General features: G+C 62.0%; 24 protein-coding genes. 14 read left to right on the forward strand and 10 right to left on the reverse strand.

Annotated features, from left to right (window positions below):
- Positions 1-8 precede the first annotated feature (8 nt).
- On the reverse strand, positions 9-1,385 hold the full coding sequence (gene dcuC, locus CK910_RS20580) for a C4-dicarboxylate transporter DcuC (RefSeq protein WP_098984536.1): 1,377 nt from the start codon (positions 1,383-1,385) through the stop codon (positions 9-11).
- A 283-nt stretch (positions 1,386-1,668) separates the two neighbouring features.
- Here dcuC and CK910_RS20585 point away from each other — a divergent pair, with 283 nt between their 5' ends.
- The 9 genes from CK910_RS20585 to CK910_RS20625 all read left to right on the forward strand — a co-directional run bounded on the left by CK910_RS20585 (position 1,669) and on the right by CK910_RS20625 (position 10,521).
- A complete protein-coding gene (locus tag CK910_RS20585) occupies positions 1,669-1,983 on the forward strand; it encodes a hypothetical protein (protein ID WP_043140964.1) in 315 nt (104 codons plus the stop codon).
- 315 nt (positions 1,984-2,298) lie between these two features.
- The gene (locus CK910_RS20590; RefSeq protein ID WP_043140966.1) at positions 2,299-3,210 is read left to right on the forward strand and encodes a LysR family transcriptional regulator; all 912 of its coding nucleotides are present in this window, start codon (positions 2,299-2,301) and stop codon (positions 3,208-3,210) included.
- A 214-nt stretch (positions 3,211-3,424) separates the two neighbouring features.
- Positions 3,425-3,775 carry an ArsC family reductase gene (locus CK910_RS20595; RefSeq protein ID WP_042873123.1) on the forward strand — a complete coding sequence of 117 codons (351 nt, stop codon included), beginning with the start codon at positions 3,425-3,427 and terminating at the stop codon, positions 3,773-3,775.
- Positions 3,776-3,797: 22 nt separating this feature from the next.
- Positions 3,798-4,925: a succinyl-diaminopimelate desuccinylase gene (dapE, locus tag CK910_RS20600; RefSeq protein WP_098984537.1), complete on the forward strand. Its 1,128-nt coding sequence runs from the start codon at positions 3,798-3,800 to the stop codon at positions 4,923-4,925.
- A 61-nt stretch (positions 4,926-4,986) separates the two neighbouring features.
- A complete protein-coding gene (locus CK910_RS20605; RefSeq protein ID WP_098985188.1) occupies positions 4,987-5,676 on the forward strand; it encodes a M15 family metallopeptidase in 690 nt (229 codons plus the stop codon).
- A gap of 308 nt (positions 5,677-5,984) precedes the next feature.
- Entirely contained in the window at positions 5,985-6,131 is a 147-nt protein-coding gene (locus tag CK910_RS20610) for a hypothetical protein (protein ID WP_098984538.1), read from the forward strand.
- 279 nt (positions 6,132-6,410) lie between these two features.
- Entirely contained in the window at positions 6,411-8,138 is a 1,728-nt protein-coding gene (locus CK910_RS20615; RefSeq protein ID WP_098984539.1) for a potassium/proton antiporter, read from the forward strand.
- A 42-nt stretch (positions 8,139-8,180) separates the two neighbouring features.
- On the forward strand, positions 8,181-9,284 hold the full coding sequence (locus CK910_RS20620) for a beta-N-acetylglucosaminidase domain-containing protein (protein ID WP_098984540.1): 1,104 nt from the start codon (positions 8,181-8,183) through the stop codon (positions 9,282-9,284).
- A 28-nt stretch (positions 9,285-9,312) separates the two neighbouring features.
- Positions 9,313-10,521, forward strand: coding sequence for a cation:proton antiporter (locus CK910_RS20625; protein WP_098984541.1), 1,209 nt, complete (start codon positions 9,313-9,315; stop codon positions 10,519-10,521).
- 287 nt (positions 10,522-10,808) lie between these two features.
- Here the strand turns inward: CK910_RS20625 and CK910_RS20630 are convergent, their stop codons facing one another.
- Positions 10,809-11,594 (reverse strand): DUF1460 domain-containing protein, encoded by a 786-nt coding sequence (locus CK910_RS20630; RefSeq protein ID WP_098984542.1) that lies wholly within the window; start codon positions 11,592-11,594, stop codon positions 10,809-10,811.
- Between the two features lie 258 nt (positions 11,595-11,852).
- Positions 11,853-12,485 (reverse strand): LysE family translocator, encoded by a 633-nt coding sequence (locus CK910_RS20635; protein WP_043557625.1) that lies wholly within the window; start codon positions 12,483-12,485, stop codon positions 11,853-11,855.
- A gap of 164 nt (positions 12,486-12,649) precedes the next feature.
- Here CK910_RS20635 and CK910_RS20640 point away from each other — a divergent pair, with 164 nt between their 5' ends.
- From CK910_RS20640 to CK910_RS20650, 3 genes are all read left to right on the forward strand, one after another.
- A complete protein-coding gene (locus tag CK910_RS20640; protein ID WP_098984543.1) occupies positions 12,650-14,272 on the forward strand; it encodes a methyl-accepting chemotaxis protein in 1,623 nt (540 codons plus the stop codon).
- 178 nt (positions 14,273-14,450) lie between these two features.
- Complete coding sequence (locus CK910_RS20645) at positions 14,451-14,981, forward strand: DUF1523 family protein (protein WP_043140986.1); 531 nt, start codon at positions 14,451-14,453, stop codon at positions 14,979-14,981.
- The gene (locus CK910_RS20650) at positions 14,978-15,274 is read left to right on the forward strand and encodes a winged helix-turn-helix domain-containing protein (RefSeq protein ID WP_043140989.1); all 297 of its coding nucleotides are present in this window, start codon (positions 14,978-14,980) and stop codon (positions 15,272-15,274) included. Before CK910_RS20645 ends, CK910_RS20650 begins: the two co-directional genes overlap by 4 nt.
- Positions 15,275-15,443: 169 nt before the next feature.
- Here CK910_RS20650 and CK910_RS20655 read toward each other — a convergent pair whose 3' ends face one another.
- Together CK910_RS20655 and rihA are read right to left on the reverse strand one after the other, a co-directional pair.
- A complete protein-coding gene (locus CK910_RS20655) occupies positions 15,444-15,914 on the reverse strand; it encodes a hypothetical protein (protein WP_043557622.1) in 471 nt (156 codons plus the stop codon).
- Positions 15,915-15,947: 33 nt separating this feature from the next.
- On the reverse strand, positions 15,948-16,883 hold the full coding sequence (gene rihA / locus CK910_RS20660) for a pyrimidine-specific ribonucleoside hydrolase RihA (protein WP_098984545.1): 936 nt from the start codon (positions 16,881-16,883) through the stop codon (positions 15,948-15,950).
- A gap of 190 nt (positions 16,884-17,073) precedes the next feature.
- Here rihA and CK910_RS20665 point away from each other — a divergent pair, with 190 nt between their 5' ends.
- Positions 17,074-17,802 (forward strand): RluA family pseudouridine synthase, encoded by a 729-nt coding sequence (locus CK910_RS20665; RefSeq protein ID WP_172955380.1) that lies wholly within the window; start codon positions 17,074-17,076, stop codon positions 17,800-17,802.
- A 138-nt stretch (positions 17,803-17,940) separates the two neighbouring features.
- On the opposite strand, the gene udp is transcribed toward CK910_RS20665, so the two are convergent.
- A complete protein-coding gene (gene udp / locus CK910_RS20670; protein ID WP_043138232.1) occupies positions 17,941-18,696 on the reverse strand; it encodes a uridine phosphorylase in 756 nt (251 codons plus the stop codon).
- A 392-nt stretch (positions 18,697-19,088) separates the two neighbouring features.
- Between udp and yiaY the strand changes: the two genes are divergently transcribed.
- Entirely contained in the window at positions 19,089-20,240 is a 1,152-nt protein-coding gene (gene yiaY / locus CK910_RS20675; RefSeq protein WP_098984547.1) for an L-threonine dehydrogenase, read from the forward strand.
- Between the two features lie 64 nt (positions 20,241-20,304).
- On the opposite strand, the gene flpL is transcribed toward yiaY, so the two are convergent.
- The 4 genes from flpL to flpI are packed head-to-tail and all read right to left on the reverse strand — an operon-like array spanning position 20,305 to position 23,446.
- Complete coding sequence (flpL, locus tag CK910_RS20680) at positions 20,305-21,687, reverse strand: Flp fimbrial protein FlpL (RefSeq protein WP_098984548.1); 1,383 nt, start codon at positions 21,685-21,687, stop codon at positions 20,305-20,307.
- Positions 21,688-22,215, reverse strand: a complete 528-nt coding sequence (locus CK910_RS20685; protein ID WP_098984549.1) for a pilus assembly protein FlpK — start codon at positions 22,213-22,215, stop codon at positions 21,688-21,690.
- Positions 22,212-22,685, reverse strand: a complete 474-nt coding sequence (gene flpJ, locus CK910_RS20690) for a Flp fimbrial biogenesis protein FlpJ (protein WP_065478498.1) — start codon at positions 22,683-22,685, stop codon at positions 22,212-22,214. Before flpJ ends, CK910_RS20685 begins: the two co-directional genes overlap by 4 nt.
- Positions 22,682-23,446, reverse strand: coding sequence for a Flp fimbrial biogenesis protein FlpI (gene flpI, locus CK910_RS20695; protein ID WP_098984550.1), 765 nt, complete (start codon positions 23,444-23,446; stop codon positions 22,682-22,684). The genes flpJ and flpI overlap by 4 nt, the downstream gene beginning before the upstream one ends.
- Between the last annotated feature and the right edge of the window lie 12 nt (positions 23,447-23,458).

Here is a 23,458-nt window from a genome sequence, read left to right on the forward strand (position 1 = left end):
GCAGACCATCACATAAACAGCAGATAGTTGAGCGCCAGCGCCGTCACCAGGGCGCCCGCCATGGGCACGCTGGTGCGCTTGACCACCACGAAGGGCGACACCCTGGCGATCCCCGCGCAGGCGATCAGCACGGCCGCTATGGGGGATATGGTGCGGCCAATGCTGGAGGCGAGCTGCATCGGCAGCAGCATGGTCACCGCGGGCACCCCGAACTTGGCCGCCACCGCCGGCGCCAGGGTCGAGAAGCTGAGGAAAGCCGCGTTACCCGAGCCCATGATGACAGCCGCCACCATGATCAGCGCCACCATCACCAGCGTCATCAGCGCGCTGCCGATGCCGGCATTGCTGGCCGAGTGCAGCAGGGTGTCGATGGCACCTATGGCCTTGAGGGATTCGGCGAACAGCTCGGCGCAGACGATGAGCGCCACCACAGGGCCGAACACCTTGCCCATGCCATCGAGGAAGCTCGACAGTCCGGCCATGGCGGTGCGCAGCGAGCGGCTGCGCAGCAGTTCGCACAGCATGCCGATAAAGACCGACAGCAGCATGGCCACCTCCACGCTGACGCTGATGGTGGTCACCAGCAGCTTGGAGAAGGTCATCATCAGCACGAAGGGAATGATGGGCAGCAGGGCATACCAGATCGGCGCCTGCACGGCCTCGGTGCCCTGCTCGTCCAGCTCGGCGTGCTCGCCGCGATGCTGGGCCGGATCCCAGCCATCCTGGCGATCGCAGTGACGCTGCCAGAAGAAGTGCAACACCATGGTCACCAGCAGCATGGGGGCCACCAGCCAGATCTGGTAATCGACAAAGTAGCTGGTCGGATCCATGCCCGATTGACCGGCGGAGAAGATGGCATTGGTCTGGGTCGGGCCAATTTCAAACGCCTGCGAGGTGGCGATGACGCCACAGGCGGAGGCCGGGCTGATGCCGAGGTTGCGCATCACAGGATACATGGTGACCATCAACAGCAGGCCAAGGCCGGTGGCGGAGGTGACGAACAGGGAGACAAATACCGCCACCAGATAGCAGATTGAAAGCATCAGGTAGCTGGACTGGATGCCCGCCACCGGCTTGACCGCCACCCGCACCAGCGCCTGGGAGGCACCAATATGGGACATGTAGGTGGCAAAGCCCGCCACCGCCATTATGGTGAGGCCGAGCCCGGCCGCGCGGTAGGAGAAGATCCCCTTGAACACCTCGAACAGGTCGAACAGGGCGAAGCCGGTGCTCTTGTCCGCGGGGAGAATGGGGTGCAGCCCCAACCAGTAGGCCACCGCAAAAATGGCCATGCCCGCCAGCGCCAGCACCGCCTGCGGGTTGTAATCCTTGATGATGCCGTAGACCACGGCGATCAGTACGAGCAAGACAAATAAGAGTTCCAATATTCGCTCCTGATAAAATTATCGAGGAGCGGAATCTAGTGGTCGGGCCTCGCTTTCCCCTTGATCCCTGTCAATAAAGGTGGCTTCGCCTCCCTTTGATGGAATAAAGTGCTACCTACTTAACAAAAAACGGTCGTTTAAACTAAAGGCAAACCTTTAGAATCCCTTTGCCATCCGTTCTGGCGGATAACCTCAGGCTTTTTTGCTTTGGATCAACGTCAGAGGCCAGTGAACTGGCCAAGATGCGCATCGATACAGCGACCATTTCGCGCCGGAGAGAGTTATGACAAACCAAGCAACCGCGGGTATGACCACCAGCGACTACCAGCTATGGGACATCCTCGTCGAGTCTGCAAAGGAACGCACCACCATTCGTTACTCCAAACTGGCCAGGCAGGCCGGGCTGGAGAATAGCCAGGATGAGCTGCGCACCCTGCTGCAACGCATCCGCATGTACTGCACCGAGCACCAGCTGCCGATCCTCTCCACCATAGTGGTGGACGATGTGGGCAAATATACCGGCCTCTCCTCCAGCCTGCCGGACGCCCCCTGGGAACGTGCCAGGGTGTTTGACTACCAGTGGCCGGTAGCGCCCTGAGTCACAGCCTCATCACAACAACGCGCCCGGTGGCGCGTTTTGTACTTCTTCGGGCCCGCTCACCTGAACCGCAGGCAAAAAAAACCCGCCTCGAAGGCGGGTACTAAGCAAGCAACGCTCTGGATGACCAGAGTAAAGAGTTCAGGCTGTCGAATCTTGCCACCCCCGGCACCACGCGAAAGAGGTAACAGGACAACATGGGTTTGTATAAATCGCTGATTTATTCAAGCTTCATGCTGACCATCGACGGGGAATGAGACTAAAGTGAAGGCCCTGCTTAAGGAAATGATTTATTAGTATTCCATTATGCACAGAATGAATTTACGAGGCGTAGACCTCAACCTGCTGGTGGTGCTCAAGGCGCTGCTGGAGGAACGCAACACCACCAAGGCCGCCGAGCGGCTCGCCATGAGCCAGCCGGCCGTCAGTCGCGCCCTGGCTCGCCTGCGGCTGCTCTATGACGATCCCTTGCTGATCCGCACGCCCCAGGGCATGGAACCCACCGCCAGGGCACAGGCGCTGCTGCTGCCGCTGCGGGAGATACTGCACGACATAGAGCAGACCTTCAGCCAGCCGGAGCAGCTCGATCCGGGCAAGTTCGAGGGCGTGCTGCGCATCGGTGCCCACACCTATGTGGAGTACGTGATGATGCCGAGCCTGCTGGCGCGCCTGCAGCAGCAGGCGCCCAACCTGCGCATCCACATGGTGCCCCTCAATGCGGACTACGAGCGTCAGCTCGACGAGGGGGTGATCAGCATGGTGATCAGCAAGCAGGACGAGGTGCCCGGCCGTTTTCGTCGCATCCCGCTGTTTGAAGACAAGCTGATCTGCACCGCCCACCGCAGCCACCCGTTCCAGGGCCAGGTGCTGTGCATCGAATCCTTCGCCAAGGCCCAGCACCTGCTGGTCGCCCCCCGTGGCAGCGAAGGGGGCATAGTCGATGACTTGCTGGCCGCCCACGGCATGACCCGGCATACCCCCTTGATAGTGCAAAGCTTTCTGGCTGCGCCCTTCATCCTGCCCTACGCGCCCCTGCTGCTGACCTCCCCCGCCAGGGTGTTGCGACCGCTGATGCCGCTGCTGGATCTGGTGGAGTACGAGACTCGCTTCGCCCTGCCGACCTTTGAAGTCAGCCTGATCCGCCATCGCCGCGACGACAACCACGCCATGCTCAACTGGTTCGAGTCTGAGCTGCACCTCTGGTGCCAATCCCAGCGCGAGCTTTGATCCCGCCGGCGCCCCAGGCGCCGGGCTCTTTTCTCCCCCGCCCCTTCCTGTTGCCCGTTCGCCTTTGGAAAATCACCCAAGGTGCGGCTCCGCCGTTGCCATGGGATAGTCACAATGCCAGAATCGGGCCTTGGCTTGATGTCGCGTTCAGATCTCAAGTTGCCGATTTCACGTTTCAGCTCCAAGGGCCCGCGCCCGCAGACAAGGACTCCCCATGGCCACCACCCTCTATGGCATCAAAAACTGCGACACCATCAAGAAAGCCCGCAAGTGGCTGGATGAGGCCGGCATCGACTACCGTTTTCACGACCATCGCGCCGATGGGCTGGATCCCGCCGCGCTGGACAGCTGGCTGGCAAAGCTTGGCTGGGAAGCCTTGCTCAACAGCCGTGGCACCACCTTCCGCGCCCTGCCGGATGAGGCCAAACAGGGGCTCGACACCGCAAAGGCACGCGCCCTGCTGCTGGAACACCCGGCCATGATCAAGCGCCCCTTGCTCGAGCGGGACGGCGAACTGACCCTGGGTTTTAAAGCCGATAACTACCAATCCCTCTTCTCTCGTTAAACTTTTCTGTTAAGGAACGCCGATGTCGGATGTCATCGCACTGGCCAAGGATCTGATCCGCCGCCCCTCAGTCACCCCGCTCGATGAAGGGTGCCAGACCCTGATGGCGGAGCGCCTCGCACGCCTGGGTTTCGTCATCGAACCCATGGTGTTTGAAGACACCACCAACCTCTGGGCCCGCCGTGGCAGCGAAGGCCCCCTGTTCTGCTTCGCCGGCCACACAGACGTGGTGCCCGCCGGGCCGCTGGACAAATGGCACACGCCGCCGTTCGAACCGACCATACAGGATGGCGTGCTCTACGGTCGCGGCGCCGCCGACATGAAGGGGTCGCTGGCATCCATGGTGGTGGCCACCGAGCGTTTCGTTGCGGCCAATCCGGATCACCAGGGATCCATCGCCTTTCTCATCACCTCGGATGAAGAGGGACCCTTCATCAACGGCACCACCCGGGTGATAGATACCCTGGAGGCACGCCACGAGAAGATCCGCTGGTGCATCGTCGGCGAGCCCTCCTCCACCGCCGTGGTGGGAGACGTGGTGAAGAACGGCCGACGCGGCTCCATCACCGGCGATCTGCTGGTGCGCGGGGTGCAGGGTCACGTCGCCTATCCCCATCTGGCGGACAACCCCATCCACAAGGCGGCACCGGCGCTGACCGAGCTGGCGGCGACGGTATGGGATCAGGGCAATGCCTACTTCCCGCCCACCAGCTTCCAGATTGCCAACATTCAGGGGGGCACTGGCGCCTCCAACGTCATTCCCGGCGAGCTGCAGGTTCAGTTCAACTTCCGTTTCAGCACCCAACTGACCGACATGGATATTCGCGAGCGGGTCGAGGCGCTGCTGGACAGACATGGGCTGGATTACCAGCTCGACTGGACCCTCTCCGGCCAGCCCTTCCTGACCGACACCGGCGATCTGCTCGATGCCGCCGTCGCGGCCATCGAACAAGTCAATGGCCAGCAACCGGCCCTGCTCACCACCGGCGGCACCTCCGACGGGCGCTTTATCGCCCCCACCGGCGCCGAGGTGATCGAGCTGGGCCCGGTCAACGCCACCATCCACAAGGTGAACGAGTGCGTGAAGGCGGACGATCTGGATCTGCTGGCGGACATGTACCAGAGCATACTGGATCGGTTGCTGGCATGACGCCTATCCAGTGCAGGCTTGCGGGTATTCCACTCAACAACACACAGGATTCGGGATGGGCATGACACAGGATCAACTGCTGGGGCGAGACGAGCACCACCTCATCCTGGTGGGGCGCGGGCCCCATCGTCTGACCGCAGCCACGGCGGCGGCCTTCAACGACATGCAGGTGGCCGCCGCCCATGAGGGGCACAACCTGCAGGCGGCCTCCAGCTGGCGCGGGTTCGACCGTCAGCTCGCCATCTGGAATGGCAAGTGGCGTGGCGAGCGGCCCCTGCTGGATGCCAACAACCAGCCGCTGGATGCTCTGCAACTGAGCGACACTGAGCGGCTGCACGCCATCCTGCGCTGGAGCGCTCTGCCCGGCACCAGTCGTCATCACTGGGGGACGGATCTGGACATCTATGATCCCGACTGCCTGCCTGCTGGCACCAAGCTGGCGCTGGAGCCCTGGGAGTATGAGGAGGGCGGCTGGTTTGCCGATCTGGGCGACTGGCTTGAGGATCACATGAACGACTTCGGCTTCTTCCTGCCTTATGCCAAACCGGCGGGGGCCGAGAGCGGCGTCGCCTACGAACCCTGGCATATCAGCTTCGCGCTGGAGTCCCGCGAGCAGCGGCTGGATCCGGATGCGCTGGCGCTTTGCCTGCAACAGGCGGATATTGAAGGCAAGTCGACCATACTGGCCCAGCTTGACGAGATCCTGGCCCGTTATGTCACTCTCTGTCCCGACACGAGGAATCACTCATGAAGACGGGGTATATTGAAGGAAAATTGACCATGCTGACCCGGCTCGACGAGCTCCTGGTCAGTTATGACGTCACCCCCTGTCCCGACGCGAGGAGTCACTCATGAAGACGGGACATATTGAAGGAAAATTGACCGTGCTGACCCTGCTCGACAAGCTCCTGGTCAGTTATGATGTCACCCTCTGTCCCGACCCGAGGAATCACTCATGAAGACGGGGCATATTGCAGGAAAATTGACCATGCTGACCCGGCTCGACGAGCTCCTGGTCGGTTATGACGTCACCCTTTGTCTCGATGAAAGGAAAAGCTCATGAGTCTGTGGTTATGGATAGGCCTGCCGCTGTTGTTCCTGCTCGGCCTGTTTCTCAATGCCATCAAGGACATGAAACAGCTTGAGAAACAGCTGCCCAACTACAAGGACAAGATCCGGGAAGTCAAGGACGACGAGGACGACTGACCGCCCTCCCAGCCCGCCAGGGGCGCCATTGTGGCGCCCCTGCTGCTTGTGGGGTACATGGCCGGCAGGCCGCCCTCAGGCCGTGTCGATTGTGTGAACCGATTCACATTAAGCGGCCCTTTTCTTCACTTGCCCCCCGCTGTTTTCGGCGTAAATGCTCCCGCCACCCGCGCACCGAAAATGTAAAAAACTGCAAATTAATGCACAATTAAGCCACACGGCGCCCAACAAACTGCATATAATGTGCCTGATTTGCATTTTGACAGAAGGAGTTCGCCATTGGATGCCGTCACCATCAACAGTTTCTTTTTAATCGCGGCCTTGTTGGTGGGAGCCAGTGTCCTGTTGAGCGCGCTCTCCTCTCGTCTCGGCATCCCCATTCTGGTGATCTTCCTCGCAGTCGGCATGCTGGCCGGGGAAGATGGCCCGGGCGGCATTCACTTCGCTGACTACTCGGTCGCCTATCTGGTGGGCAACCTGGCGCTTGCCATCATATTGCTCGATGGCGGTATGCGCACCCGGGTCTCCTCGTTTCGGGTGGCGCTCTGGCCGGCGCTCTCGCTGGCGACCGTGGGGGTGGCCATCACCACGGGCCTGACCGGCCTCATCGCCGCCTGGCTGTTCGATCTCAGCCTGATGCAGGGCATGCTGATCGGCGCCATCGTCGGCTCCACCGACGCTGCGGCCGTCTTCTCCCTGCTCGGCGGGCGCAGCCTCAACGAGCGGGTCAGCGCCACCCTGGAGATAGAGTCGGGCAGCAACGACCCCATGGCGGTGTTTCTCACCGTGACCCTGATTGAGATCCTCGCCACCCAGCAGCAAGGGCTGGACTGGGGCTTCCTGCTGTTGCAGCTGGGCAAGCAGTTTGGCCTGGGCGCCGGCATAGGTCTTGGCGGCGGCTGGCTGCTGTGGCGCCTCATCAACAGCGCCAGGCTGGCCCCCGGCCTCTATCCGCTGCTCACCGTCAGCGGCGGCCTGCTGATCTTCGCCCTCACGACAGCCGTAGGGGGCAGCGGCATCCTCGCCATCTATCTCACCGGCCTCCTGCTGGGCAACCTCTCCCTGCGCAGCCGCAGCACCACCTTGTCGGTGCTGGATGGCCTGACCTGGCTCAGCCAGATCGGCATGTTCCTGGTGCTGGGACTGCTGGCCACCCCGAGCAACCTGCTGCCCATCGCCCTGCCGGCGCTGGCGCTGGCCATGTGGATGATACTGTTCGCCCGCCCCGTCTCGGTCTGGATTGGCCTGCTACCGTTCAAGAACTTCGCCCCCCGCGAGCGCTGGTTCATCTCCTGGGTCGGCCTGCGCGGCGCCGTGCCCATCATACTGGCGGTCTTCCCCATGATGGCGGGGCTGCCCAACGCCCAGCTCTACTTCAATGTGGCCTTCTTCGTGGTGCTGGTCTCCCTCATATTGCAGGGCAGCTCGCTGCCGCTGGCCTCAAAGCTGGCGCGGGTGGAAGTGCCGGCGCCGCCGTCACCCATCAACCGCTCCGGGCTCGAGATAGATTTGGATAGCCAGTGGGAGACCTTCGTCTATCGCCTCAGCGCCGAGAAGTGGTGCATAGGCTCGCCCCTGCGGGATCTGCGCATGCCCAGGGGGACCCGCATCTGCGCCCTGTTCCGGGATCAGGAGCTGCTGCACCCCTCGGGCAGTACCTGCCTGCAGTCCGATGACATCCTCTGCGTCATCGGCCACGAACGGGATCTGCCTGCCCTCGGCCAGCTGTTCAGCCAGGCTCCTGAGCAGGATCTGGGCCCCCGCTTCTTCGGTGACTTCCTGCTGGAAGCCACCGCCAATCTGGTGGATCTGGCCCCGCTCTACGGGCTGGATGTGAGCGAGATGGCGGATCAGACACTTGGCCATTTTATTGCCAACCAGTTGGGCGATAATCTGGTGGTCGGCGACCACTTTGAATGGCAGGGCCTGATCTGGACCGTGGCCGAAATGGAAGAGGGTGAACCCCGCAAGATAGGGGTGCGCTTTCAGGAAGAAGACCCGGTCTGACGCCGCTCGTCCGACCCGTCCTCAGCGAGAAGGGAGTTATCTATGCCTTACCAAACCCTGTTGTCTGGCCTGCAACCCCCTTCGCCCCAGCTGGGATTGATAGAGGGATTCTTCGGCAAGGGCTGGAGCTGGGAAGCCCGCGCCCGCTATGCCCAGTGGCTGCCCCGCCACGGCTATGGCTTCTATATCTATGCCCCGAAAGAAGATGGCTATCTGCGCAAGCACTGGACCCAGCCCTGGCCTGCGGCCCAGCTCGAGGCCCTGCGCCAGCTGGCCCGTCAGTGCCGTGAAAACGGCCTCGCCTTTGGCATAGGCCTGAGCCCCATGGGCGCCCATCACGACTATGCCCGCAAGCGCCCGGCTCTGCTGGAGAAGGTGCGGCTCATCGACGAGGCGCTCCAGCCCGATATACTGGCGGTGCTGTTTGACGACATGAAGGGGGATACCCCGGATCTCGCCCACTGGCAGCTCACCATGGCCCACGACATAGCCGCCCACACCCGCGCCAGCCGCTTGCTGTTCTGTCCCAGCTACTACTCGACGGATCCCGTGCTGGAGAAGGTGTTCGGCGCCATGCCGCCCCACTATCTGACCGATCTGGGCCAGGGGCTGGATCGGCGCATCGACATCTTCTGGACCGGCCCCAAAGTCTGCTCCGGCGAGTACCCGGCCCCGCACCTCAGGCAGGTGGCCGACTGGCTGCACCGCAAACCCTTCCTGTGGGACAACTACCCGGTCAACGACGGCAGCAAGGCCAGCAGCTTCCTGCACCTGCGCGCCTTCGAGAACCGCCCCGCCGAGCTGGCGGAGCTGGTGGCAGGTCACGCGGTCAACCCCATGAAGCAGGCTGCGCTCTCCGTGTTGCCGCTGGCCACCCTGCCCATGAGCTACAAGCTCGGCAAGCAGTACGATCCGGACAAGGCGCTGCACGCCTCCCTCAACGCCACCTGCGGCCCGCAGATCTCCGCCATGATCCAGGCCGACCTGCCGCTGTTTCAGGACATAGGGCTGGCCCAGCTCACCCCGGAGCAGATCATCCACCTCAAGACCCGTTACCTGCCGTTCCAGGATCAGGCCTGCGTGCACGAAATCATGCGCTGGCTGGCCGGTGAATATGTGTTCGATCCAGATTGCCTGACTGATTGACGCGGCCCCCGGGCCTTGAGGAGATTGCATGGACGCATCCCTGATTTACCAGAACCTGGCGGTGCTCGCCGCCTTCCTGCTGATCTACAGCCTGATCGCGGGCCGATTCGAATCAAAGCTGGTCAACGGCCCGCTGCTGTTTCTGCTGATGGGCTGGCTGCTGGGATCCGGCGGACTGGGTCTGCTCTCCCTCTCCATCAACAGCGACGGCATCAAGCTGCTGGCGGAGCTGACCCTGGTCATAGTGCTGTTCAGCGATGCGGCCAACACCAACTGGCAGGTGCTGGCGGCCCACCGCGCCCTGCCCATGCGGCTGCTGCTCATCGGCCTGCCGCTGACCCTGATCGGCGGCACCCTGTTCGGCCTCTGGCTCTACCCCGACTTGCCGCTGCTGGAGATGGCCATCCTCTCCACCATACTCGCCCCCACAGATGCGGCGCTCGGCAAGGCGGTGGTCAGCAACCCGGCGGTGCCCGCCCCCATACGGGAAGGGCTCAACCAGGAGAGCGGCCTCAACGACGGCATCTGCGTGCCCGTGCTCTTGCTGCTGCTCGCCCTCATAGCCCCCACAGAACAACACGCCGGCACCGGCATGCTGGCGGTCACCTTGCTGCTGGAAGAGATAGGCATAGGCCTGCTGGTGGCCCTGGTGCTCGCCGGCCTCACCATTCGTCTGATCAAGACCTCCTACCTCAATGGCTGGCAGTTGCCACTCTGGCGTCAGCTCACCATGCCGGGGCTGGCCCTGCTCTGTTTCGCGCTGGCCCAGACCCTGGGGGGCAGCGGCTTCATCGCCGCCTTCGTGGGCGGCCTCTTGATCGGCCGCCGGCTGGGGGAGCACAAGCACGCCTACATGGACAGCTGCGAAGGGTATGGGGATCTGCTCTCGGTGGTGATCTGGATGGTGTTCGGCGCCACCCTGATGCCCATGCTGCCGGAGCTGCTGCACTGGCAATACTGGCTCTATGCCGCCGCCAGCCTCACCCTGCTGCGCATGCTGCCGGTCTGGCTGAGCCTGCTGGGCACGGGCCTCAAGCCCGAGCTCAAGCTCTTTATCGGCTGGTTCGGACCAAGGGGGCTGGCCAGCATAGTGTTCGCCGTCATGGTGCTGCAGCACGAGCCCGCCCTGCTGGGACAAAAACCCATCATAGCCACTGTGCTCTGCACCATCATCCTCAGCGTCATACTGCACGGCATCAGCGCCAACCCCTGGGTCAGGCGCTTCAAAGCCGCATAACTCCCCGGGCCCGGCACCAGACCCGCCGCGAGATGGGCGTCACAAGTTCGAGCGGTGGACAAGGGCTGCAGGGGGGAACAGGGTGCAGGGTGCAGGGTGCAGGGTGCAGCAGAATACGGTGGCTCGCTTCAATCCCCCGCCCCCACAACATAAAAACCCCCGGCACTGGCCGGGGGTTTTTATGTTGTTGTCACAGCAGGAAGAGAGCCGGCTCACCAAGCCCGTATGTTTACACCCGTCGTTGCCAACAGGTTAAAACGCCGCCCTCATGCCCGGCCCTATCACGACTAGCCATTGTCATCCGTGGCCCGGTAAACCAGGATCCCCGGCTTGCTCTTCACATATTCAAGGAAGGGCGAATCCACCACCTTCATATTCGTCGAGACAGACGAGGCATTACGCAGAACGGGGCCATTCTCACCGCGAATGAAGATGCCGGTATGGGTCACATCCAGACCGGCAATATTGGTATAGATGCCGATATAATCGCCATCCTCCAGCAGACTCAAGGTATCTTCATCCACGCGATCACCCGGAATATAGCTGATGTCGCGACTCTTCACTCCCAGCCCGGGAATATAGTGGCCACCATCCTCTTTCTGATTCAGTATTTTGGGGGCCGTCACGACATAATTTCCCACCAGATGGGTCACGTCGCTGACCTTATTGCCACCATGTACCCAGTCAGAGAAAAAGTGCTTTCTAGTCAGATAGTTGACTTCACCATTTACGTAACGAGTGTACATGACGTTCTCAATGAAATTATGCACACTCGTTGAGTGCCGCAGTGACTCAACGTAATCCAGATAGGTGAAGCAATCCAGCTCACCAAAATCCACCACCAGTTTCTCTTGTGTATCACTCGATCCCACCAGCCGATTGGCAATATAGGGATTCTCCAGGAACAGGCGGGAGAAATCCTTTATTGACTGGCCTGGGGTGCCGCCCTGATGCTGAGCAAACATGTCAACGAGTTGCTGTTCCTCTATATTGTAAAAATCCAGGTTTTTTCCATTGTCGGCCGCTGCCACACCCGAAAAAGTGAGTAACGCGGCGCCTATTAACATCATCATCCATTACCATCCTTGACCAAAAATATAAAACTTGGATTGCCCGGATCATCATCACATGTAAAGCACATGCATCTAATGCCATTCGAGACTGATGAAATAGTCGCCGATTGAAAACAAAAAAAATGTAAGCAAATGTACCCGCTCCCCACCTGACAGGGCCCTTGCCCACCAAATAAAGCAGCCCCGGCACTGCCGGGGCTGCTTCATTTTCGTCTCGAGTGGTGTCTGCGACTCGGTCTCTACAAGAGGGGCCTCATATCAACCCAGTGCCAGCCAGACACCGACGCCAAACATCAGGGAGCCGGCGATCCGGTTCATCAGGGTGACGTTGCCGCTCTTGGCAAGGAAGTGGCGCAGGGTGCGGCCACCGCTGGCGTAGAGCAGCAGGCAGGAGAACTCTATGACCAGGATCAGCGCCACCAGGGCGCTGATCTGGGGGGCCATCGGCTTGGCCGCATTGATGAAGGGGGGCAGCAGGGAGACCATGAAGGCCCAGCCCTTGGGGTTGGCGATGGCGGTAACGAAGCCCTGCATGGCCAGCCCCAGGGGGCGCGTCTCCTGCCCGGCCGAGAGATCCGCCGGTATGGCCATCTTGCCTTTGGCCTGCCACATCTGGATGCCGAGCCAGATGAGGTAGGCGCCACCCACGTATTTGAAGGCGGAGAAGAGCGCCGGGTAGTTGAGCATGACGGCCGCCACCCCGATCACCGACAGCACTGAGACCAGCCCCACCCCGATGAGCTCCCCCCACATCATGTGCAGGGTGCGGCGCACCCCCAGGCTCATGCCGAGGGTCATCGCCAGGGTCATGCACATGCCGGGGGTGACGGAGACAAAGAAAAACGTGGGAATAAACAGCGCCAGAATAGCGGGATCAATCCAGTCGGACACGCGACACCTCCATGGTAACAGGCTTGTGATCTTGCCTATCACACTCTTTTCACACAAGAAAAACCTTTTCGTTCAGCACGATTTCAGCCATAAAAACCCTGTGACAACCTTTGTCGCGTCTGTGTAAGATGCCGCCTCACTCCTCTTTTGGGTTAGGACCTTTCATGTCATTGAATAACCTGTCTATCCGTTTTCAAGTTCTCATACCGCTTCTGCTCGCCAGCCTGTTGATGATCCTCATGGCCGGGATCAGCAAGCAGGAGATAGACGGCGCCATTGCGGACATGAACCAGACCACAGCCAGCGTGACTCGTCACAAGGACGACATCGCCACCCTGATCCACGCCACCTACCGGATGCGTACCAACGCCATCTATGGCCTCTACGATCAGCAGCGCTTCGCCCAGTTGCCGAGCGATCTGACGGCGGCCGAGCAGGAGATAGGGGCCATCCTGGCCCGACTGGCGATCGCCGGCGCCGAGCAGGACAACAGCCAGGTGGCCGCCGCCCTGCAAGCCTATCTCGGCCACACCCGCAACAACATGCTGCCGCTGCTGGCCCAGAAATATCAGGGGGCTGGCGATCCCGCCGCCTACGAGCAGTCCAGGCTGCGCTTTCGCGAGCTGGGTGAACAGCTGATCAAGCAGATAGATACCATGTCGGCCCACGTCAACCAGCTGATCCAGGCCGAAATCGCCGAGGAGGAGGCGCACTACCACGCCACCCTGCTGCGTACCCTGCTGTTGATGAGCGCTACCCTGATCGCGGCCCTGCTCGGCGGCTGGTGGTTGTCCGGCCGGATAGTGCGCCCCATAGGCCAGCTGCAGGAGGTGATGCGCGCCGTCGCCCAGGGCCGCTTCAACGTTCGGGCCGCCGCCGAGGGCGACAACGAGCTGAGCCAGCTGGCCAGGGACATCAACCAGACCCTGACCCAGCTGGGCAGCACACTGCATACCCTGACTGGCATCAGCGGCAACGTGGCCTCCGCCGCCACCGAGCTGGCCGCCGTCATGACCCAGTCCGAGGCCAATGCCCAGCAGCAGCGCAGCGAAACCGAACAGGTGGCCTCCGCCGTGACCGAGCTGGCCAGCACGGCCGACAACGTCAACCACAACGCGGCCCTGGCCGACGAACTGGCGCGGGATGCCAACGACAGGGTCGAGCAGGGCTTGGCGCTGTTTGCCGAGAGCATCCAGGCCAACAGCCGCATGGCGGGCAGTCTGGAGAGCGCCGCCGCCGTGGTGGCACGCCTCAAGTCCCAGTCCGAGCAGATCGGCAAGGTGATCGAGGTCATTCAGAGCATCTCGGAGCAGACCAATCTGCTGGCGCTGAATGCCGCCATCGAGGCCGCTCGCGCCGGTGAAACCGGCCGTGGCTTTGCGGTGGTGGCCGACGAGGTACGCCTGCTGGCGGCCCGTACCCAGGACTCCACCAAGGAGATCCAGGCCATCATAGAGCAGTTGCAGAGCCAGTCCCTGTCAGCCAACAGCGGCATGCAGGAGACCCTCTCCATACTGGCGCACAACCAGCAGCTCTCCGGCGAAGTACAGGCGCTGCTCGGCGGCATCACGGAGGCGGTCAACCAGATCAACGGTGCCAATGCCCAGGTCGCCACCGCCGCCGAGGAGCAGTCCTGCGTCACCGCCGACATCAACCGCAACATCACCAACATCCACGAGATAGTGAACCAGAGTGCGGCCGGCATCAGCCAGAGCGCCGCCGCCAGTCACGAACTGTCACAGCTCGCCGAACAGCAGCGCAAGCAGCTGGCCCAGTTCCAGTTGTAATGGCTGCGCTATCACGTCAAACGAAGGCTCCGCTCGCGGGGCCTTAGTGTTAATGGCGCTGCCGACTTGTTATTGTTTTAAACGGTCTTTTTTATGAGGTGGCTTCATTAGGGGCTGGGCTACCCCACCAAATGTGAGTATGGTAGAGGCACGTCACTCCCCCTCACATGAGATCACCATGAAGCTGAAATTCAAGAAACCGGCCTTCATCGGCCTGGGCCTCATCGCCCTCGTCTCCGCCATCTGGCTCGACTTCTATCTGCCGGAACACACCATAGCCACCATCACGGGCGTCGAGGTGAAACGCACCGACAAGGATGGCCCCATCAGCCAGAAAAACCCGGCCGACGGTCCCACCACAGACGTCTACTACATCTATACCGAGCGGCCCGGCGAGAAGATCCGCGTGTTTCGCAACGAGGACACAGAGTGGGGCTGGCCCTTCTACTTCAAGTTCAATGCTGCCGACGTGCAGGCCAAGGCCAAGTCCATGGAGTTCGAGAAGCGTCTGGCCATCATCACCTCCTACGGCTGGCGCGTGAACATGTTCTCCATGTTCCCCAACGTCACCAAGATCGAGAGCACTCAGCCTGACGCCTCCACCTGGAGCTTCTTCCGCTGGTTCTGGTTCGGCCTCTGGGCACTGGTGATGGGCAAGGCCGCGCTGGCGACCTGGCGCTACTTCGACCGGCTCGAGGACGAGATATGACAGAGCCGAGCAAGACTCGCACCAGCTTCTACCGACGACTCTACGTGGCCTGGCTGATAAGTCAGGGCACAGACACAATCCCGGCCATCATGGCCGCCACCGGCATGCCCAGACGCACGGCCCAGGACACGCTAAGCGCCCTGGCCGAGCTGGACATCAGCTGCGGCTTCGAGCAGACCGAGGGGGCGCGTCACCTGCAGGGGCACTACCGCATCGGCGACTGGGGGCCCATCAATCCTGCCTGGATCAAGGCGCAACTGCCCGTGATCAAGCAGACGCTGGGTTATCCATAAATACTGACGGGGCGCTATTGCTCGGCGGCTGGGGGATGCCCGTGATCAAGCAGACGCCGGGTTATCCCGGATCCCGACGAGGGGACGATGAACAGGGGCCAGCCGATGAGGCTGGCCCCTGCTTTTTTATGTCGGAAGGACGGTCAAGACTCTGGAGATGGCGGGAGGCTTATTCCGGGAAGGGCTCTTCCGGCATCGGCTCCTGGGTCTCACCCTGGGTGCAGTCTATGATGGAACGCTTGGGGTTGTTGGGGTCGCGCAGCAGCAAGGGGGCCAGCCCCTCGTTGTGCTTCTGCTCGTCGGAGAACTCGCTGCCATAGGCGTTGTGGGTCAGCCTTCGCGCATTGGCGATGGGGGTGTCCACGAACAGGGCATGCACCTCGAAGGTGGACGAGGGGATGAGAAAGCCACTGATGGGCAGACCATGCAGCTCCTGGCGGGTCTTGTACCAGGCAAACCCGTCCGTTACCTTGTAGGGGGTGAAGTTTTTGAGCTGAGGGTGGGCCGGCTCGCCGGTCTCGCTGTCGAGATAGAGATCATCGAGCTCGCAGGTCGCCAGCCCCTGCCACATAGATTCAAACGGCGTGGAGCAGGCCGTCAGTTGCAACCCGGCCAGCAGTGCCAGCGACGCTTTGTACATTTCCCGTCCCTTCTCTCAATAGTGCAATGGCGGTCAGCCAAACGCCCGCAGTCGCTCGACCAGCAGGTCGATGAAGCCCGCACGATCCAGTCCCAGCAGCACCAGCGCATTGGCCGCTTTGCCGGTCAGGCCATAGCGATCCACCACCGTCATGCCGGTGGTATGCGCACCGCCGGTTTCGATATCGACCCGGCACTCGACCCCGTGGAACAGCTCGGGGGCCAGCAACCAGGCAATGGTACAGGGGTCGTGCAGCGGCGCGCCAGCAAATCCCCACTTGGGATCCCTGTGGTAGATCATGAAGAAGTCGAGCAGACCGGCCACGCACTGGGCCACCGGATTGGCGATGGCGCGCACCCGCGCTATGTCCTCGTCCATCACCTGGGCCTCGTGGGTCACATCCAGCCCGCACATGGTGATGGGGATGCCGGACTTGAACACCATATCGGCCGCTTCCGGGTCCACATAAATATTGAATTCCGCCGCCGGGGTCCAGTTGCCCGCCCCCGCCGCGCCCCCCATCAGCACGATGCGGGCAATCCTGGATTTCAACTCAGGATGGGCCGCCAGCAGCAGGGCGATATTGGTGAGCGGCCCGGTCGGCACCAGCGTCACAGGTTCCGGGCTCTCGCGCAGGCATTTGGCCATCAATTCGAGGCCCGTCATGGCTTGCGGGGCAAAGGCGGGATCCGGCAGCTTGGGGCCATCGAGGCCCGACTCGCCGTGGACGTTGTCGGCTATGATAAGCTCGCGCATCAGCGGTTTGGGTGCCCCCGCCGCCACCGGGATGTCGTCACGGCCGAGCAGGGTCAGGATGCGCAGGGCATTGTTGAGGGTCTTGTCCGGCGTCTGGTTGCCCGCACTGGTAGTGACCGCCAGCACCTTGAGCTCGGGACTGGCCAGCGCCAGTATGAGGGCGATGGCATCATCGTGGCCGGGATCACAATCGAGAATAACGGGCAACGCCATGGACAGACTCCTTACAACATGACAGGGAGCCATACCTTAACAAGCAAGCCCCGGATGAACTCGGGAAGGGGTCACAAAACGGTGCCCTTCTTCGCGTTTCAAACCATTGCGTTATCAAGCTGTTGAACGAATGACTCCCTCGCATCACACGACGCAAGCAGCCGATTCGCCCCGCGCAGCCGGTTCGAGTATGATCGTCCCCCGTTTCCAGCCCGTGTGCCCTATGTCCGTCATTGTCGATACCTTCATCGCCCCGCCCTGCGAGGCTGCCATCGAGATCCTGTTTGAGGATGAGCACCTGCTGCTGATCAACAAGCCGAGCGGCCTGCTCAGCCTGTCGGGCAAGAACCCGCAGAACCTCGACTCTGTCCATTACCGGCTGGTGCAGGACTATCCCGGCTGCACCCTGGTGCACCGCCTCGATTTTGGCACTTCTGGCATCATGGTGGTGGCCAGAAACAAGGCCATCAACGCCCTGCTCTGTCAGCAATTCAGCCAGCGGGCGGTGAGCAAGGCCTACAGCGCCCTGCTGTGCGGCCATCTGGTCGACGATGAGGGGGTGATCGATGCCCCCATCGCCAAGGATCCGGCTCTCTTCCCGCTGATGACCATCTGCGCCGCCAGCGGCAAGCCCGCCCGCTCCCACTATCGGGTCATTGAGCGGCTGGCGCAGCCGATGCAAGGTCAGGCAGTGCCTTTGACCCGCGTGCGACTGGTGCCGGAAACCGGCCGCACCCATCAACTGCGGATCCACAGCCAGCTGCTGGGCCACCCCATCCTCGGCTGCGATCTCTACGGCGGTCTTGCGTTGCCAGGCACAGCGCAGGCGCCACGGCTGATGCTGCATGCCAGCGAGCTGGATTTGCGGCATCCGGTGAGCGGTGAACCGATGGCGGTCAGATGTGCCAGCCCCTTCTAGCGAGACGTGGCATCAAGCGGTGGTGTGATAACAGGCGAAGGGAACAGAGGAGCAACAGGGGAAAAACGGGGCAAACGGCAGATAAAAGATAGGGGCCGTGCTTTCGCAACGGCCCCCACCCCCCACTCGGTGTGGCTATCAGATCAGCTTGCGGGCGGCGCCCAGCACGATCTTGATGGCATCAGATTCGGTTCTCGCCATGGTTTCGGCGTTCGGGATTTCCTGCTGGGTGCGGTTGACGATAACGCCAGCCACCATACCGGCACGCAGGCCCTGGCTGGTGCACATGGTCAGCAGGGTGGCAGATTCCATCTCATAGTTCAGCACGCCCATGGCTTGCCACTCTTTCATGGAACCCTGGAAACGGCTCACTACGCGGCCAGATACGGTGTCGTAACGCTCCTGACCCGGGTAGAAGGTATCGGAAGAAGCAGTCACACCGATGTGCAGCTTGGAGCCCATCTCTTTGGCGGTGTTGACCAGCGCCGTGGTGCAGTCGAAGTCGGCCACGGCCGGGAACTCCATGGGTGCGAAGTGCAGGCTGGCACCGTCGAGGCGCACGGAACCGGTAGTGACGATCACGTCGCCCACGTTCAGGTGCGGCTGGATGGCGCCTGTGGTGCCGATGCGCAGGAAGGTGCGGATGCCCAGCTGGGCCAGCTCTTCTACCGCGATGGAGGTGGACGGGCCACCGATACCGGTAGAGCAGATGATCACGGCCTTGCCGTCCATCTCGCCGCGCCAGGTAGTGAACTCACGATGGCTGGCCAGGTGCACCGGGTTATCCAACAGCTCTGCGATACGCTTTACACGCTCGGGGTCACCGGGGACGATCGCCAAGGTGGCGCCTTGCAGATCCGCTTTCTTCAAACCCAAGTGAAATACATCAGACATAGTGGACTCCTGGTTGCCCCCTGCCAGCATGGTCAGGGCGCAAGTTAAGATGATTCTTTATGATACTTTCAAGCCTTTACCCCCCTCTCTGGGGAGGCGCCAACTATGGTCGAAAGCGCTTTCCAATTCCTTGAAGCTCCTCACACTTCCACGCATTGACAGTGACAAATCCCGTGCAAAACGTTTGCTAACTTGATGAATTTCTTGAAAAACGTTTTTCTTCCAAAGGAGTGGTCTCCGGCCTTGTCAATCCCTGTCACGCCCCGGTTTATCGGTACGTGATCGAGTCCATAAAGTTGCAAACAGGATACCCTTGACCCCTTTTCATCCCCACTGACGATGCTATGTTGGCGCCCGTATACCACTTAATGGCTAATAATACGGAGTCCATCATGGCGACATTCAAGTTCTACATTCCCGCAATCAACCTGATGGGAGCTGGCTGCCTGCAAGAAGCGGCAGCCGATATCAAGGGTTATGACTATCGCAAGGCGCTGATCGTCACCGACAAGATCCTGGGCCAGATCGGCGTGGTCGCCAGGCTCACCACCCTCTTGGCAGAACATGGCATTGAAAGCGTGGTTTTCGATGAAACCAGGCCCAACCCCACCATGACCAACGTCGAAGCGGGTCTGGGGATGATCAAGGCCAACGGCTGCGACTGCGTCATCTCGCTGGGGGGCGGCTCGCCCCACGACTGCGCCAAGGGCATAGCCCTGGTGGCCGCCAACGGCGGCAGCATCCAGGATTACGAAGGGGTGGATCGCTCCGCCAAGCCGCAGTTGCCGCTCATCGCCATCAACACCACAGCCGGCACAGCCTCCGAGATGACCCGCTTTTGCATCATCACAGACGAAGCTCGCCAGGTGAAGATGGCCATCATAGACAAGCACGTCACCCCGCTGATGTCGGTCAACGATCCCGAGCTGATGCTGGCCAAGCCGGCCGGCCTCACCGCCGCCACCGGCATGGATGCCCTGACCCACGCCATCGAGGCTTATGTCTCCACCATCGCCACCCCGGTGACCGATGCCAGCGCCATCATGGCTATTCAGCTCATCGCCAAGCACCTGCGTACCGCGGTCAATCAGGGCGATGACCTGCACGCCCGCGAACAGATGGCCTATGCCCAGTTCCTGGCCGGCATGGCCTTCAACAACGCAAGCCTGGGTTATGTGCACGCCATGGCCCACCAGCTGGGCGGCTTCTATGACCTGCCCCACGGGGTCTGCAACGCCGTGCTGTTGCCACACGTTCAGGCATACAACGCTCAGGTAAGCGCCGCTCGCCTGAAAGAGGTGGCCCGCCATATGGGTGTCGATGTAACCGCCATGAACGACGAACAGGGCGCAGCTGCGGCGATTGCCGCCATCAAGCAGCTGGCGCTGGACGTGAAGATCCCGGCCGGTCTGGAGCAGCTCGGCGTCAAGGCCGACGACTTCGACATCCTGGCCAGCAACGCCCTGAAAGATGCCTGCGGCTTCACCAACCCGAAACAGGCGAGCCACGAGGAGATAGTCGCCATCTTCCGCGCCGCCATGTAAACCGGATGCTCGACAGATGAGATGAGGGGCCAAACTTGGCCCCTCTTTTTTGCACCATATGGCACTATTTTGTCAGCACCACATCGTTGATGGCGCTGGCCAGCCGGGTCAGCACTGTCCTGATATTGCCGCTGGTGGCCTTGTAGGCCAGCGAGCGTTCGCTGGCACACTGCGCCACGAAACGGGCATCCCCCTCGAATGCCACCGTATAGACCTGGATCCCCTTGCGCTTCATCTCCCGACACAGCAGCAGTTGTTTGCGATCCCGCAGCGCCGCTTCGGGCCCCATGTGCTCCCCATCCGAGAACAGCACCAGGATCTTGCGGTTATCCGCTTGCCCGTAAGGGCGCGGCAGTTCGGCGGCCCCCTGCTGCCAGCGACCCTGCCACTGTGGAGAGAGCAGCCGCCAGCCCCACATCACCCCCTCGGCCGTATTGGTGTTGAAGGCGGCATGGAGGGTATCGAGTGCCTGACGATACGCGGCCCAGGTCGACAGGTGCGCCTGAATTGGGCTCACCCCGCAATCCGGATCATCGAAGATGCCGAGCTTGTCACGCCGGTTCTCCAGATAACGCTCCAGGGGGTTCTCCCGCGGGGCATATGCCCGTAGGGGAGTACCATCCTCATACTGCTGGATGGCTGGCGGCTTGGTGCTGTAGTGCAGGCGGGGCTGCGCCTCACCACGCGGGGCCAGTTCCAGCTTGCGGATCCAGCCCGGGGTAAGTTCGGCCAGCCGATCGATGCCGTCCACATGCTCCGGCAGGCGAGCGCAGAATGCCTTGCGCTGGCGTCCCGGCACCTCTCGAGTCAGCAAATTGCTCCAGCCTCGCTCATGGGCCAGCGTCTGCAATCCGAAGGGGAATGTCAGGCTCTCTGGATGAAACAGCTCGGGGTGATCCCCGATATTGACCAGGCCGGTGGCGGGAATGATGCTGACCACTCTGTCCTGATTGCGCCGCTCGCGGCCAAACAGCACCTCGCCAAACTCCGCCAGCCCCTGCTTGATCGCCTTCATAGGTGCCCCGGACATGGAGTTGGACACATCCAGCACCAGGGCAATTTCTATGCGGGTACGGGCACTGCTGGCACGGGCTGCAGCCGCTACCGGCAGATCACCGCTTTTGCCGATGGCGGAGAGCGCCATCAGCGCCGGCACCTCTCCCTGCAGGATGACCTGAGCCTCCTGCTCGTTCTGGCTCAGACTGGGGGGGCCCACCTGCAAATGACGCCCCGCCAGATTGGCCTGAACCAGCGCGGCGGCATCTTCCGCCGCACTGTCGCTGTCGGCGGCCGAGTAAAGCACCGCATCGGCGGCCGCGCTGAGCAGGCTCTGGCCGCTGTAGCCTCGCACCAGCTCGATGACCACGCCGGTCAGCGCCAGCACGCCAGTCAACATCAGGGCGAAGGCGGGGGAGAGCCCGCCCCCCTGGCGCAAGGGCTGTCCCATTCAATGGATCTCCTGAATAAAGTGGGTGGTCATGGTACGACCCGCCCAGAACCGGCTGAACATGCCATCTTCCCCTTGCCCTAGGGGGGGGGGGGGGGGGCCTAGGCGATAACAGAGAGTGACCCGCATCAGGGTGCCGACCCGCAGTGACGGCCAGCTGCCCTGCCCGGCGCAGCCAGTGCCCTGCAACAGGGGCACAAGCTCGCCATTGGCGCTGTTGTATTGCTCTATGGTCAGTGCCGCCTGCCCCCCTTGCAGCGCAGACAACTGGCCCTGCACGAAGCGCTGATAGAAGGTCAGCTGTGCCACGGCGGCGGCATTTTGCCCCGTGCCCTGCTGGGTGACTATCTGGGTCACGTTGTAGGCCACATTGTGCAGACGTTGCTCCAGGCGCAGCAGTTGCAGTGCTTCATTGCCAAAGCTCAGCAGGGCCAGCAGCACGGGAATGAAGCACATCGCCTCCATGCTGATGCTGCCGCCCATGGTGCCCGGGCCGGGAGATGACAGCCGCCGGAAACAACGGCTCATCCTGCACCTCCGGCCGGTAGCCGGTCGGTGAGCAGCAGCAGGGTGCTCCGATAGCTGAGTTCGCGCTCGTCAATCAGCCAGCGCGGGGTGAGCTGTAGACGGGGACGGATCCTGGCCGTCACCTCCAGCACGGGATCCGCAGGCAAGCGGGTTTCGCTGGCGGGATCCGGGCTGCCCTCCTCCTGGCCCAGCATGGCCTCCAGCGACACATGGTGGTTGACGCTCACCGTCACGGCGTCCAGCTCCCCTCGCCCCCGTTGTTGCAAGCGAAGGCGGATCCCGTCGGCCGAGGGGATCCGCCCCGCTGCCGATTCGGCCTGCAGCTCACGCAGCACGGATCGCAAGCCGTGTTCCAGGGTGCTGTATTGCAGATGCACCCGCAGCACATCCACCACCAGCAACAGCAGTGCCAGCAGCAGCGGCAATATGATCACCAGCTCTATGCTGGCTACCCCGCGCTGGCCTCTCACGCCCCTTGCCCCCGCCCCAGCTGTGCCTTGAGCAGCCTGATGTCGTGCTCCAGCTGACTGGCGCTGAGAAAGCGCGATAGTATGAGGCGAGCCTGGGGCTCATTGCCCTCGGCCAGCAGCAGCAAGACATAGTTCATCTCCACCCGCGGTGGCAGGCTCTGGTAGTGCAGCAAGGGCTCGAATGCCTGCCGGGCCGCCACCTTGTTGCCCTCCATCAGCCAGCCCAATGCCAGGTTGGCACGATAGTCGGGCTCGTCGGGAGCCGCCGCCACCGCCGCCTCAAACTGCTGGCGCCCCTTGCCAAACGCCCCCTGCTGCAAGCTGGCCACCCCCAGACCGTTGCTGAGCCGCGCCCGTTCGTCCAGATCAAGCCCGGCCAGCGCCAACCCCTGCTGATAGACCCGCGCAGCCTCGGCAGTCAGGCCGTCATCCAGCAGAAACTTGCCAAGATAGTGGGCGGCCTGAGCCCCCTGCTTGCCGCCCTTGTCCAGCAACTGCTGCAAGCCATCGCGCGCCGCCTGTTTCTTGTCTTGCTGATAGCGGGTGCGGGCCAGCATCAGCTGCGCCTCGTCCAGGCTGGCATCGTCCACCAGCAAGGCCTGATAGAGCCGCTCCGCCTTGTCATACTGGGCCGAATCGAACGCCGCCTTGGCTACCGCCATGCCATTGCTCTGGCTTTGCTGCCGGGTATCGCCGTGATTGCTGCAACCTGCCAGCCCGAGCAGGGCCAGCAGCAGCAGGTGATGAAGTCGTGATCGCATTTCAAGTCCTGT

The sequence above is a fragment of the Aeromonas sp. CA23 genome (assembly GCF_002587065.1).
Classification (GTDB): domain Bacteria; phylum Pseudomonadota; class Gammaproteobacteria; order Enterobacterales; family Aeromonadaceae; genus Aeromonas; species Aeromonas bestiarum.

Coding starts and splice junctions, on each gene's coding strand:
- udp (WP_043138232.1), bottom strand. CDS start 18,696: ATGTCTGATGTATTTCACTTGGGTTTGAAGAAAGCGGATCTGCAAGGC.
- dapE (WP_098984537.1), top strand. CDS start 3,798: ATGTCGGATGTCATCGCACTGGCCAAGGATCTGATCCGCCGCCCCTCA.
- CK910_RS20605 (WP_098985188.1), top strand. CDS start 4,987: ATGACACAGGATCAACTGCTGGGGCGAGACGAGCACCACCTCATCCTG.
- CK910_RS20585 (WP_043140964.1), top strand. CDS start 1,669: ATGACAAACCAAGCAACCGCGGGTATGACCACCAGCGACTACCAGCTA.
- flpL (WP_098984548.1), bottom strand. CDS start 21,687: ATGGGACAGCCCTTGCGCCAGGGGGGCGGGCTCTCCCCCGCCTTCGCC.
- CK910_RS20655 (WP_043557622.1), bottom strand. CDS start 15,914: ATGTACAAAGCGTCGCTGGCACTGCTGGCCGGGTTGCAACTGACGGCC.
- CK910_RS20650 (WP_043140989.1), top strand. CDS start 14,978: ATGACAGAGCCGAGCAAGACTCGCACCAGCTTCTACCGACGACTCTAC.
- CK910_RS20590 (WP_043140966.1), top strand. CDS start 2,299: ATGAATTTACGAGGCGTAGACCTCAACCTGCTGGTGGTGCTCAAGGCG.
- CK910_RS20685 (WP_098984549.1), bottom strand. CDS start 22,215: ATGAGCCGTTGTTTCCGGCGGCTGTCATCTCCCGGCCCGGGCACCATG.
- flpI (WP_098984550.1), bottom strand. CDS start 23,446: ATGCGATCACGACTTCATCACCTGCTGCTGCTGGCCCTGCTCGGGCTG.
- CK910_RS20620 (WP_098984540.1), top strand. CDS start 8,181: ATGCCTTACCAAACCCTGTTGTCTGGCCTGCAACCCCCTTCGCCCCAG.
- CK910_RS20665 (WP_172955380.1), top strand. CDS start 17,074: ATGATCGTCCCCCGTTTCCAGCCCGTGTGCCCTATGTCCGTCATTGTC.
- CK910_RS20645 (WP_043140986.1), top strand. CDS start 14,451: ATGAAGCTGAAATTCAAGAAACCGGCCTTCATCGGCCTGGGCCTCATC.
- rihA (WP_098984545.1), bottom strand. CDS start 16,883: ATGGCGTTGCCCGTTATTCTCGATTGTGATCCCGGCCACGATGATGCC.
- CK910_RS20595 (WP_042873123.1), top strand. CDS start 3,425: ATGGCCACCACCCTCTATGGCATCAAAAACTGCGACACCATCAAGAAA.
- CK910_RS20630 (WP_098984542.1), bottom strand. CDS start 11,594: ATGATGATGTTAATAGGCGCCGCGTTACTCACTTTTTCGGGTGTGGCA.
- yiaY (WP_098984547.1), top strand. CDS start 19,089: ATGGCGACATTCAAGTTCTACATTCCCGCAATCAACCTGATGGGAGCT.
- CK910_RS20610 (WP_098984538.1), top strand. CDS start 5,985: ATGAGTCTGTGGTTATGGATAGGCCTGCCGCTGTTGTTCCTGCTCGGC.
- CK910_RS20640 (WP_098984543.1), top strand. CDS start 12,650: ATGTCATTGAATAACCTGTCTATCCGTTTTCAAGTTCTCATACCGCTT.
- CK910_RS20625 (WP_098984541.1), top strand. CDS start 9,313: ATGGACGCATCCCTGATTTACCAGAACCTGGCGGTGCTCGCCGCCTTC.